Source organism: Psychrosphaera sp. 1_MG-2023, from assembly GCF_030548245.1.
GTDB lineage: Bacteria > Pseudomonadota > Gammaproteobacteria > Enterobacterales > Alteromonadaceae > Psychrosphaera > Psychrosphaera algicola.
Genome location: NZ_JAUORW010000009.1, coordinates 22,230 through 34,753, shown reverse-complemented (window position 1 = coordinate 34,753; position 12,524 = coordinate 22,230). Strand labels below are relative to the sequence as shown.

General features: G+C 40.6%; 14 protein-coding genes. 1 reads left to right on the top strand and 13 read right to left on the bottom strand.

Features of this window, described 5'->3' with window-relative positions; translation table 11 throughout:
• Positions 1-7: 7 nt before the first annotated feature.
• The 12 genes from hscA to Q4575_RS10050 all read right to left on the bottom strand — a co-directional run bounded on the left by hscA (position 8) and on the right by Q4575_RS10050 (position 11,158).
• Entirely contained in the window at positions 8-1,873 is a 1,866-nt protein-coding gene (hscA, locus tag Q4575_RS10105; protein WP_215963750.1) for a Fe-S protein assembly chaperone HscA, read from the bottom strand.
• 29 nt (positions 1,874-1,902) lie between these two features.
• Positions 1,903-2,421, bottom strand: a complete 519-nt coding sequence (gene hscB / locus Q4575_RS10100) for a co-chaperone HscB (protein ID WP_215963751.1) — start codon at positions 2,419-2,421, stop codon at positions 1,903-1,905.
• A gap of 118 nt (positions 2,422-2,539) precedes the next feature.
• Positions 2,540-2,863, bottom strand: coding sequence for an iron-sulfur cluster assembly protein IscA (gene iscA / locus Q4575_RS10095; protein WP_215963752.1), 324 nt, complete (start codon positions 2,861-2,863; stop codon positions 2,540-2,542).
• Positions 2,864-2,935: 72 nt separating this feature from the next.
• The gene (gene iscU, locus Q4575_RS10090; RefSeq protein ID WP_215963753.1) at positions 2,936-3,319 is read right to left on the bottom strand and encodes a Fe-S cluster assembly scaffold IscU; all 384 of its coding nucleotides are present in this window, start codon (positions 3,317-3,319) and stop codon (positions 2,936-2,938) included.
• 68 nt (positions 3,320-3,387) lie between these two features.
• On the bottom strand, positions 3,388-4,602 hold the full coding sequence (locus Q4575_RS10085; RefSeq protein WP_215963754.1) for an IscS subfamily cysteine desulfurase: 1,215 nt from the start codon (positions 4,600-4,602) through the stop codon (positions 3,388-3,390).
• 50 nt (positions 4,603-4,652) lie between these two features.
• Positions 4,653-5,123: a Fe-S cluster assembly transcriptional regulator IscR gene (gene iscR, locus Q4575_RS10080; RefSeq protein ID WP_215963755.1), complete on the bottom strand. Its 471-nt coding sequence runs from the start codon at positions 5,121-5,123 to the stop codon at positions 4,653-4,655.
• Between the two features lie 123 nt (positions 5,124-5,246).
• Entirely contained in the window at positions 5,247-6,065 is an 819-nt protein-coding gene (cysE, locus tag Q4575_RS10075) for a serine O-acetyltransferase (protein WP_215963756.1), read from the bottom strand.
• A gap of 24 nt (positions 6,066-6,089) precedes the next feature.
• Positions 6,090-6,812 carry a tRNA (cytosine(32)/uridine(32)-2'-O)-methyltransferase TrmJ gene (gene trmJ / locus Q4575_RS10070; RefSeq protein WP_303522775.1) on the bottom strand — a complete coding sequence of 241 codons (723 nt, stop codon included), beginning with the start codon at positions 6,810-6,812 and terminating at the stop codon, positions 6,090-6,092.
• Between the two features lie 318 nt (positions 6,813-7,130).
• On the bottom strand, positions 7,131-7,760 hold the full coding sequence (locus Q4575_RS10065; protein ID WP_272180198.1) for a fumarylacetoacetate hydrolase family protein: 630 nt from the start codon (positions 7,758-7,760) through the stop codon (positions 7,131-7,133).
• A gap of 152 nt (positions 7,761-7,912) precedes the next feature.
• On the bottom strand, positions 7,913-9,112 hold the full coding sequence (gene tyrS, locus Q4575_RS10060; protein WP_215963759.1) for a tyrosine--tRNA ligase: 1,200 nt from the start codon (positions 9,110-9,112) through the stop codon (positions 7,913-7,915).
• Positions 9,113-9,197: 85 nt separating this feature from the next.
• Positions 9,198-10,658 carry a dGTPase gene (dgt, locus tag Q4575_RS10055; RefSeq protein ID WP_303522772.1) on the bottom strand — a complete coding sequence of 487 codons (1,461 nt, stop codon included), beginning with the start codon at positions 10,656-10,658 and terminating at the stop codon, positions 9,198-9,200.
• Positions 10,659-10,693: 35 nt separating this feature from the next.
• Positions 10,694-11,158 (bottom strand): hypothetical protein, encoded by a 465-nt coding sequence (locus tag Q4575_RS10050; protein WP_215963761.1) that lies wholly within the window; start codon positions 11,156-11,158, stop codon positions 10,694-10,696.
• A 216-nt stretch (positions 11,159-11,374) separates the two neighbouring features.
• On the opposite strand from Q4575_RS10050, the gene Q4575_RS10045 reads away from it, so the two are divergent.
• Positions 11,375-11,974, top strand: coding sequence for a YigZ family protein (locus tag Q4575_RS10045; protein ID WP_303522769.1), 600 nt, complete (start codon positions 11,375-11,377; stop codon positions 11,972-11,974).
• Between the two features lie 89 nt (positions 11,975-12,063).
• Here the strand turns inward: Q4575_RS10045 and Q4575_RS10040 are convergent, their stop codons facing one another.
• Positions 12,064-12,513, bottom strand: coding sequence for a hypothetical protein (locus Q4575_RS10040; protein ID WP_303522767.1), 450 nt, complete (start codon positions 12,511-12,513; stop codon positions 12,064-12,066).
• Positions 12,514-12,524: the final 11 nt, after the last annotated feature.

Sequence of the window (12,524 nt, the reverse complement as noted above, 5' to 3'; positions counted from 1 at the left end):
ATTTGTTTTATACGTCTTCAACCGCTTGACCGGTTAAAGCTTGTTTAATACTGTCTTCCATTCGACGAGCTGCAAACGGCTGACTAATATCATCAAGCTGCTTGATCTTGTCTTTAATTATTGAGCCATCTTCGCCCTGGCAACTCTCTTGTAACAACTGAATGGCCTTATCTATTGCTGCTCGTTCAGTATCGTCGGCAATTAGATGACCTGATTGAGAAATTGCCAATTCCAACGACTCAATCATACGCTTTGCATCAACTTGCTGTTCACGAAGCATTCTTGCTTGCATGTCTTCTTTTGCATTTCTCATAGACGATGTAAGCATATTCGCTATTTCGTCTTCTTCAAGTCCATATGAAGGTTTTACTTGAATTGATGCCTCAACCCCTGTCGATTTTTCCATTGCGGTTACACTTAATAAGCCGTCCGCATCAATATTAAACGTAACTCGAATAACCGCAATACCAGCGGTTAGCGGCGGTATACCTTTTAATACAAACCGAGCCAATGAACGACAATCGTCAACTAATTCACGTTCACCCTGTAATACATGAATAGCCATCATCGTTTGGCCATCTTTGTATGTGGTAAATTCTTGTGCTCTCGCGACTGGGATTGTGGTGTTTCTTGGAATGACTTTCTCTACCAAGCCCCCCATTGTTTCTAACCCTAAAGATAATGGCGTCACATCCAGTAGCAACATATTAGAGTCGGGCTTGTTACCAACTAATAAGTCAGCTTGAATTGAAGCACCAATTGCAACAACTTGGTCCGGATCAATTGTGGTTAAAGGGGTACGTTTGAAAAAACCTTCCACTTTTTCTCGGACTAGAGGTACACGAGTAGAACCCCCCACCATGACCACTTCTAAGATATCTTCGGCTTCTATTTCAGCGTCTTTTAACGCTCGTCGGCAGCTTTTCAGGGTTTTCTTAACTAATTCGGCAATACCATCTTCAAACAATTGTTTAGTGAAAGTCCCGCTAACCTCACCTTCTTGAATAGAAAGTTGATACTCGACAGAATCATCTAACGTTAATTGCTCTTTTACTTTACGTCCTAAATCGTACAGCTTTCTTAAACTTTTCGCTGTTAGCCCACTTTTTGGTAGTGCATGCAATTCAATCAGTTTTGAAACGATTGTACGATCGAAGTCATCACCACCAAGCGCCGAATCGCCGCCCGTTGACAACACTTCAAAAACGCCCTTATTTAAACGTAAAATTGAAATATCAAACGTACCACCACCAAGGTCATAAACCGCAATAATGCCTTCCTGTCCAGAGTCTAAACCATACGCAATCGCCGCAGCTGTTGGCTCATTAATCAGACGTAATACTTTTATTCCAGCAAGTTCGGCAGCGTCTTTTGTACCGTGGCGTTGAGCGTCATCAAAGTATGCAGGAACGGTAATTACGGCACCTTGCAAGTCGCCGCCAAGTGAACTTTCAGCACGTTGGCGGAGGTTATATAAAATCTCCGCTGATACTTCAATTGGGTTTTTCTCCCCCTGTGCTGTTTGAATATTGACGGTATGCTCTTTTTCAACAAACTGGTACGGCAAATCGCCATATAACGCATTGATGTCGGATAATCCACGGCCTAAAAAGCGTTTAACCGATACTATGGTATTTTCAGGATCATCTGCTGCGCTGTTTTTTGCGTCGTCACCTATCATTACCGCCTTCGGCAAATAGCGAACAACAGATGGCAGTGAAAACCGCCCTTCTTCGTCGGGTAAAACACCTGGTTTACCACTACGTACCGCTGCGACTAACGAGTTAGTTGTGCCTAAGTCAATCCCAACTGCAAGCTTATGTTCGTGAGGGTTGGTACTTTGTCCAGGTTCAGCAATTTGTAATAAAGCCATCTAAATACATTTCCAGTTGATATTCATTTTTAATCGTCTAATAACTTGTCTTCTAGCTGTTGCGCTTCGGACTTCAATTTGTAAACAAACCGAAGTTTACGTACAGCAACCGCAGCTGAGTCGTAATCTTGCGAATTAAACAGTGATTCAAATTGATTGGTGTATTGCACTACGAGTTGTTTCACGTCATCGTAAAAGTCATCAAACGCTGACTCTTTGTCCGATGCTGTTTCAATATCTTCAAGCTCTTCACGCAACTCCATTTGCTGCATCAAAAACATGCCATCTTTAATGGTAGTTTGCTCATGCTTTACATCAAAACCGTGTTCCATCACCATGTATTCAGCGCGTGACAATGGGTGTTTTAACGTTTCAAAGGCGTCATTGATTTCTGAGGATGTTTGTACCGCAAGGAGTCGCTCACGGTCTGAGCCGCTAGCAAAATTGTCAGGGTGGACTTTCTTTTGAATATCACGATATCGTTGAGTTAATAAGTTGGTATCAACTTGGAAATCAACGGGTAAATCAAACAACGAGAAATAACGCATAAAAACCTTTAATACAATTTAACTAAAATAATTACGAAACTTGTAATGCAAGATTTTAAAACAGTTAAGGCCATTACCTTTGGGGTAAATGGCCTTATTAATACAAATCTAAAACAGGCTATATGGTGAAGCTTTCACCACAACCACATTCGTCTTTTTGATTCGGGTTCACAAATTCAAACCCTTCATTCAACCCATTTTTCACAAAATCTAATTTTGTTCCATCTAGATAAACTAAGCTTTTTGCATCGACAATGACTTTAACGTCTTTGTCTTCAAAAACTTCATCGCCGTCTTCGATATCGTCAACAAATTCCAACACGTAAGCCAATCCTGAGCATCCTGTTGTTTTCACGCCTAAGCGCAGGCCTAAGCCTTTACCACGGTTGTGTAAAAACGATTTTACTCTATCTGCTGCCGAATCGGTTAAACTGATGGCCATTTACTGCTGCCTCTATCTAAATAAGTTGAAAGTAAAACTAAACTATTACGCTGTGAAAACACAGCTTAATACCTAATTGTTCTTTTTAGCTTTGTAATCTTCAATTGCTGCTTTGATCGCATCTTCAGCAAGAATTGAACAGTGAATTTTCACTGGTGGTAGCGCAAGTTCTTCAGCAATTTCAGTGTTGCTAAGTTGCTGAGCTTCATCGATTGACTTGCCCTTAACCCACTCTGTTACAAGTGAAGAAGAAGCGATCGCAGAACCACAACCATATGTCTTAAACTTTGCGTCTTCGATAATACCGTTTTCGCCAATCTTAAGTTGTAGCTTCATTACATCGCCACAAGCCGGTGCGCCAACCATACCCGTTGCAATAGTTGGATCATTTTTGTCAAAAGAACCAACGTTACGAGGGTTTTCGTAGTGGTCTATTACTTTTTCGCTATAAGCCATTTTAAGCTCCTTAATCGAAAACTCGATTAATAATTAATTTGAAAATTCGTTACCGCTACTAGATAAACCTAGTGTGCAGCCCATTGCACGCTATTTAAATCAACACCATCTTTGAACATTTCCCAAAGCGGCGACATTTCACGTAATTTGTCGATTGCGTTGTTAACTTGTCCGATAACATGGTCGATGTCAGCTTCTGTCGTAAAACGACCAATACTGAATCGAATCGAGCTATGTGCTAACTCGTCTGTCAAACCTAATGCTCTCAATACATATGAAGGCTCTAAAGAAGCAGACGTACAGGCTGAACCTGAAGATACCGCCATGTCTTTTAGTGCCATAATTAAACTTTCGCCTTCAACAAAGTTAAAGCTTACATTGAAGATACCTGGAACACGGCTCTCTAAGTCACCATTGATGTAGGTTTCTTCGATATGTTTAACACCGTTCCAAAGTTTTTCACGTAGTTCTATAATGTGTTTTGTGTCTTTTTCCATATCTTGCTTAGCAATACGGAATGCTTCACCCATACCCACAATCTGATGTACAGGTAGTGTACCAGAACGGAAACCACGCTCATGGCCGCCACCGTGCATTTGCGCTTCTAAGCGAATACGAGGTTTACGACTAACATATAATGCGCCAATACCCTTAGGGCCGTATATTTTATGCGCTGAAAATGACATTAGATCCACTTTCAATTCTGACAAATCCACTGGGATTTTACCGGCACTTTGTGCGCCATCAACATGGAATACAATTTTACGTTCACGACACATTTCGCCAATTTTAGCGATATCTTGAATAACACCAATTTCATTGTTTACATGCATGATGCTTACAACAACAGTGTCGTCACGCATTGTTTTTGCAAGTACGTCTAAGTCAACAAGGCCGTTTGGTAATACGTCTAAATACGTTACTTCAAAACCTTGGCGTTCTAATTCACGACAGGTATCTAAAACGGCTTTATGTTCAGTTTTAGCCGTAATAATGTGCTTACCCTTTTTGCTATAAAAATGAGCTGCACCTTTAATCGCTAAGTTATTAGACTCTGTTGCACCCGATGTAAAAACAATTTCGCGTGGGTCAGCATTTACTAATTCAGCAATATTATTTCTGGCGATATCAACTAATTCTTCTGCTTGCCAGCCATATTTGTGTGACCGCGACGCTGGGTTACCAAATGTGCCATCCATTGTTAACGACTTCATCATTTCTTCTGCTACACGAGGGTCAACTGGTGTGGTAGCTGCGTAATCTAGATAGATTGGTAACTTCATTAAATTCTCCACGAACGAATTAAAAACCTGCGTTTATACAGGTAGAACAATTATAAATTTTGCGCTGCTAAACGAATAGTCGTATGTTCAGCATCTTGCCGCTCTGCTACGGCTTTTACGTCTTTTTGTTGAACCAATTCACCAATCGAAATATCACTTAAAAAGTTTTCTATTCGATCGCTCAGATTCGACCATAATTTATGAGTAAGACAGCGAGTGCCACTCAAACAATCGCCTTTTCCGCCACACTTAGTTGCATCTACACTTTCATCTACAGCAGCGATAACTTCGCTAATGGAGATTTCTAATGCATTGCGTCCAAGAAAATAACCACCACCTGGGCCTCTTACACTGTTTACCAACTCGCTTTTACGAAGTTTGGCGAACAACTGCTCTAAATAAGAAAGCGAAATTCCCTGGCGTTCTGATATATCGGTTAACGGTACGGGTCCATTTGACGTATGTAATGCAACATCTAGCATTGCTGTAACGGCATAACGACCTTTAGATGTAAGCTTCATTTCTCACCTTTCACGTTAAAAATGTGGACCCTTTCGATGGGGTCGCATTTTACAAACCTGAGTAAATTAGTCAAGTACTTATACTTGACTAATTTACTCGGGTTTAAATAAAACGCAAGGACTTTATATTGTCGGATCGAAGGCGTGCATACCTGCGACGCGCTGTTCAGCAGCTTTTTGGCCTTCTTCCACAAACTCTTTTGAGTCGACGTCGATGACCGGTAATTCTTTATTGCAGACAGTACCACCCATTTTTGTGACTTCTGAGCACACTGAAGCTAGCTTCTCGTCCATAATAGTAATGTGGTCTAACATTGCGCCAATTGCTTTGGCGACAGGATCTGGGTTATCTGGTGACACCGCATAAGCGTCAAAACCATATTTTTGCGCCATCTGCGTACGCTTTTTATCATCTGTTGCAGCTGAAGTCGGCGCGTTTACTATTCGCCCTGGAATACCTACAACAGTGGCGTTCTCAGGAACTTCTTTAACAACAACAGAGTTAGAACCAACACGGGCATTTTTGCCAACTAAAATCGGACCTAAAATTTTCGCCCCGGCCCCTACGACAACACCATCTAACAATGTTGGATGCCTTTTCCCAGCATTCCAACTTGTCCCACCTAAGGTCACACCGTGATAAAGCGTTACATCGTCACCAATTTCTGCCGTTTCGCCGATTACGACGCCCATGCCGTGGTCGATGAAAAATCGACGGCCAATAGTAGCACCGGGGTGAATTTCAACCCCTGTTAACCAGCGTGCAATAGTTGAAATGTAACGTGCCAACCATTTCCAGTTTGCGCGCCACAGACTATGTGATATTCGTTGAAACCAGATCGCATGAAGTCCAGGATAGTTAAACAATATTTCCCAATTGCTGCGCGCAGCTGGGTCACGATTGTAAACACTTGCTATATCTTCTTTAATGCGATCAAACATTGGGAACGTTACTCTTTAATTAGTTTAGTTTTTAATTAACTTAGTTATAGAAGTGAGGACACCTCTTAATATATTCAACTCGTGGGACTCAGGTCGTGCCCGATTAAATATACGACGAAGCTTTGACATAACTTGCCCAGGATGTTGTTTAATAATAAATCCGGTATGAACCAAGGTTTCTTCCAAATGCTGATAAAAACCTTCTAGTTGACCGCTATTAGGATAGTCGGCTTCAAACGGCTCATATTGCTCACCTTCTTTTTCTAAAAAGTTCATGCGAACTTCGTAGGAAAGTGTTTGAACCGCCATTGCCAGATTTAAAGAACTGTATTCTGGATTTGCCGGAATATGAACATGGAACTGGCACTGCTGTAATTCTTCGTTGGTGAGGCCCGAGTTTTCTCGCCCAAATACCAAAGCAACTTTATGTTTTTCGCCTTCTTCAACTACTTTTTTACCACACTCTCGAGGACCGACCATTGGCCAAGATAACGTACGTGAACGAGCACTTGCTGCAATTGATAATCCACAGTCTGCGATGGCTTCTTGCAAAGTATCTACAATTTTGAGATTGCCTAAGATATCGGTCGCTCCAGCGGCTAAAGCAGAAGTATGACTATCTGGAGGCTGCACAGGATCGACAAGTACTAAGTCTTTAATTCCCATCGTTTTCATTGCGCGCGCAGCAGACCCGATATTTCCGGTATGTGAGGTATTTACCAATACAATTCTTACGTTATCTAACATTCACTCAGTCATTCTAGTAGTTAAGCCGGCCGCAGTTTAACACAATAGCGGTGTAGGAATTAAGCCCAAATACGCTGTCGTTAACTCATTTTTTTATTAGATATTATCTGAATACCACTAATGCCCAGATTTTGTAAGGACATTTAGCCCCATGAAGATCAGTGAAAGGAATAATAACGTAAAAAACAACGCAGACACCCACCGTTGTTTTAACCACAAAAAAACAACGCAGACACCCACCGTTGTTTTAACCACAAAAAAAACAACGCAGACACCCACCGTTGTTTTAACCGCATAACGTAAGGTAAATTCAATTATTTATGCTTGCCACTCTTGGCTCATAAGCTTTATTTCGTCTGCAAACAGCTCCGCAACAAAAACATCACCTTGATTTATTTTCCCAACACCTTTTGGTGTGCCGGTCATAATGACATCGCCATCATCTAACGAAAACACCGTTTCGACTTCCGATAATATCGCGGTTGGAGAGTGGATCATGTGTTCTACACCGCCAGCTTGTTGTAGCTTGCCATTTATCCAGAGTTTCAAATGAAGCTTTTCTAAATCGAAATCCAACTTAACAAAGGGAGATAACACAGCGGCACCTTTAAAACTTTTAGCTCGCTCCCACGGAAGCCCATTCTGCTTCAACTTAGTTTGAATTTCTCGTTTTGTTAAATCTAAGCCAACCCCGACCGCATCTAAAAACCCGTTTTTTACGACAAAACATATTTCTGTCTCAAAATGAATTTCATCGCCGCTTTGAGCGCTCCCAAGCTTAAAAACAAAACTGTCAGATATTGCAGAATTGGGTTTTATAAACAACACCATCTCGTCAGGAACCACATTATTCAACTCCTTAATATGATCTACAAAGTTACGCCCAACACAAACAACTTTATTAGGTATGATCTTAGTTCCAGCGACAGTGATTCTATTTAGTGACATACAAATATTCCTTTGCTCGGATTAAGTGGATACGCTTAAGAAGTGTAAGTTTAACTAAAACAGACGGTAAACAAACACGTTTCCAGTTCATAATTAACAAAAAACCCCAGGCGACTGGGGTTAATTTTAATATAGGAAGAGCTATTAGAAGATTAGCTAACTGTTACTTTGGCAAACTTTCTTTTACCGACCTGATAAATTTCACTGCTGCCAACTTCAATTATCAACTTTGTATCACTGATTTTGTCTTTGCCGTTTAACTTAACAGCCCCCTGCTTGATCATGCGCATCGCTTCAGAGGTACTTGCCACTAAACCAGCTTCTTTAAGTAAATTACTGATAGCAATTGGTTCACCTGATGTCACCGTAACTTCTGGAATTTCGTCAGGCAACGCATTTTTTTGGAATCGCTTAATGAAATCGGCATAAGCATCATCCGCAGCTTGTTCACTGTGGAAACGTGCAATTAGTTCTTTTGCTAATTCAATTTTGACATCACGAGGGTTGCTGCCCGCTTCAATATTTGCTTTAAATTGCTCAATTTCAGCAATTGGGCGGAAACTAAGTAAGTCATAGTAACGCCACATTAGCTCGTCAGAAATAGACATTACTTTACCAAACATATCCTGCGGCGCGTCTGTAATGCCGATGTAATTGTTCAAAGACTTAGACATCTTTTGAACACCATCTAATCCTTCTAACAAAGGCATCATCAAAACAGATTGTGGACGCTGACCTTCGTCTTTTTGCAACTCACGGCCCATTAATAGGTTAAATCGTTGGTCTGTACCACCTAATTCAACGTCAGCTTTAAGTGCAACTGAATCCCAACCTTGTACAAGTGGGTATAAAAATTCATGAATTGCGATTGACTGACCACCCGCGTAGCGCTTTTTAAAGTCGTCTCGTTCCAACATACGTGCAACGGTTTGACGAGCAGCTAGCTTAATCATGTCTGACGCACCAAACTCGTTAAACCATGTCGAGTTAAAAGCGACGGTGGTTTTAGCTGGATCTAAAATTTTGAAAACCTGTTCTTTATAGGTTTCTGCGTTTCTTAGCACGTCTTCTTTAGTTAACGGCTTACGCGTAACATTTTTTCCCGTTGGGTCGCCAATGAGTCCAGTAAAGTCACCAATTAAAAAGATAACTTCATGGCCTAGGTCTTGAAATGTTTTTAGTTTATTAATTAGAACAGTATGACCTAAATGAAGATCAGGAGCTGTAGGATCAAAACCGGCCTTGATGCGAAGAGGTTTGCCCTCTTCTAGTTTTTTGATCAGATCGTCTTCTGGCAAAATTTCATCTGTGCCACGTTTGATCTCAGCTATAGCGTTTTGGATGTCGGTCATGTTATCGCCTGTAAATTACTACTCGAAGAGTCAGGTTAAAAATAGAATCGCCGGAGTTTACGACAATTTGTCCCTTTTTTGAATGTTAAGCTAGGTACAAATTGCGATATTCTTCAAATGCGTACTGATCTGTCATGCCGCTAACGTGATCTTGGATCAATCGACAACGGTAATAAAACTCCAGTAATACAAAGTCGGGCTGGTTAATCAAAGGTTCAATTGCCACTCGATAGGCTTTTAAATGTTTGTTTGCAAGGCGTTTATAAAGCCTAGCTTCTAAAAGCCCACCACGTTTTCGGTCCCATACCATGTCTTGAAACTTGTCTGTTTTGCATAATAACAAAGGTTCAAAAGCTTGCAGTAGCCCCGATATAATTTGATAACCCTGTAGTTCTTTTGTCTCAACTTCATGTGTTGAGAAAATGTATTTAATCGCGACATCTTTAAATGTCGAAATAACGTTATGAAAAATACTGTCGTCTTCGAGTAAGGCACGATTAAAATCGCCTTCGTAGACGCTTTCAATATTATCGATAAATTGCACAGCAGCATGATCGACCAGAGGATGAATGAGCTGCACCCGCAACCAAACAAAAAATTCATGAGTCTTGTTTATCGGCTCTTTTTCACTTCGGCCAAGTGCATATTCTACGGCCTCTTCAAATGTCTTGTTTTTCGTGATCCTTTGAGTACTTGTTTCACCAGCGTACCGATTAAACGTCTCGATTAAATGAGCAGACAACTGTTGGCAATCTAGTAGTCCTTTTTCAACACCATCTTCAATGTCTGCTAAACAGTAACTTATGTCATCTGCCGCTTCCATTAAATAGGCTAAAGGATACCTGTGACCGGGCTTTATTTCTAAATGGGTCGACATCGACTTGATGTCTTCCATTTCAGAATAATAAAACCCGACTTTCTTCTTCAAATAAGACAGTGGTTTGCTTTTGTCAGGTCTTTGTTCAAGCCCCGAACGCGTATATTTTAGTATGCTGGCCGCTTGCGAGTACGTTAGGTTTAAACGTAACAAATTAAAGATGATCCGAAATGCTTGAGCGTTTCCTTCGAAATTTTTAAGTTCGTGTTTAAGTTGCAACGCCAACATTTTGTTCGACGACTGCGCAAACAAAACATGTTTATCAAGGTGTTTTTCAAACCAATGGTTAATCGCCGCTTCACCAAAATGACCAAAAGGCGGATTACCTATGTCGTGCATCAAGCACGCCATTTCTACTAATGTTTCAACTTCTCTTTCGAATGGCAGTAAACCGATATCTAACGGATTTTGGTTTAATTTCTTGAAAATTGTTCGAACAATATGTCGACCCGTCTGCTGTACTTCTAACGAATGCGTTAAACGGCTGCGTACTGCAGAGTTATTTTCTAATGGAAAAACTTGTGTTTTTTGTTGAAGACGACGGATCGCAGCTGACTGAATAATTCGGCCTCTGTCACTTTCAAACTGCTCAGCTAAATAACTAATATCGGTAGGAGGGGTTGCTCGCCCATATGAACGCAACGCTGTGATTTTCTTCTTGAAATCCATAAAACTAGAAACTCTCGGCAAAGGATGAAAACACCCTAGTGGCGGATATTCCAGCCAACTAATAAGTGAGTACGATTGTTAAAGGTAAGGTCGGCTTCTTTAAATTTTTCGGTTTGGCAAATTGGAGCCATTTTATATTTATAAAAAGTTAATGAAGACTCACGACTAACTTCTTTTTTTTCAGATTCTGGCAACACGTTCCACGACAAATACACTTGTTTTTTGGTCATTCCCCGTACAATTCGACATTCTAATATCGCTTTCTTGATCTTTTTTGACAACTTAGGATAACCAGCGATATAACTTTCAGCTCGAGCTTGCCGCTCATCTAGTTGTTTTTGTTGCTTCTTTTTTTGTTTCGCCCAATAAGTTTCAATGGATTCAGCTCTGCTAACGTCATAAAACGTCATCTTCGACTCGTCTCCACAAGGCAATGCCGAAAACTTCGTTACACCATCTTCGATACACCGGTATACCTCTGCATTAATGTTTGCAGACATAAACAGACCAAAGACTAATAGTAGAAAACCAGCCGCTCGCATTAACCTACATTTTCCTTTCTGTTAAACTTAAATTCAGACCATGTTGAAATGTAAAATCACTGATATTCTCAGTTTTTTTCAAATTTCCACACAAATAAGTCGTAATAGTGCGGTAAAATCAACGATAAACCTAGCATTCCACATAAAACGATGTACATCAAGGCAAAAATACCAATGACACAATTTGCAATCATCAATGAAGTACATAAAACATTAGAAATAAAAAAAAGCCAATTCATTTGCTGGCTCAAAACAGTGGATTCTCGTGAAGATGCCATGGCGTTTCTTGCTATCGCCAAGCAAACTTACCCTGACGCGCGACACCATTGTTGGGCGTATGTCATGGGCGCCAACGCACAATCTCAAACCGCCGCGATGTCCGATGATGGAGAACCTTCTGGTACCGCTGGAAAGCCCATTCTCAATGTTTTACAACATAAACCTGTCAATAATATTATGGCAATTGTCATTCGTTATTTTGGTGGTATTAAACTTGGGGCCGGAGGGCTTGTAAGAGCATATTCGCAATCTGTTGAACAAGCGTTTAGTGAGGCGGAATTAGCGCCAATTGTCCCTGTAGATAGTTTTACGGCGAAGTTTGATTTTGCTCAAGAACAATGGGTTCGCCACCAACTTGATTTACTGAATGGCACTATTTTAGATGTTGAATATGCTGAGTCTGTAACAATGACAGGGCTTATTCCAAGTGAAGGCTTGCAACAATTACAAAATGCCATTGCGTCAAAAAGCATTGATTTAGTCATTGAGGAATAAAAGGTTAATACAAATATATTAGAAACGTCTTACCCAATTCTATGTGAGTTAATTAATGTCTTTAGCAAACCGCGGCACAGCAACTGTCGTTAGCCCGAATTTGATGTCTGAGACATCTTTGATATTGCCAATGGTAATATCAATTGATTATATTCATTCATTAAGTTTTGGATCTGCAGTTTAATTAACTTCCGTTCATCTTCATCTAACGATTCATCATTGTAATCAAGCGTTGCTTGCTCAATTTCAATACGTTTATTCGTTGCCAGTTCCTCTAAATTTGCTTTATCTGAAACGGTCAAGGTCACATCTTGTGATTGCTCGGCTTGACGAACCTGAGCTACTTTCGCCATCGCTCTTGCTTGGCTCTGCGCTAATTTCACTTGTTGCAAGCTCGTCGGCTTCGTTAATTGAGTTGTTTTTTTAAGTTCCGCTTCTGGTGAAACATTTTGCTCCAGATGATGACTAAAAATGACAAATATCGCGACACAGAAGGCAACAATAAACGCGCCAATTAACACAATTTTATTCTTTTTCATTGTCAATGACC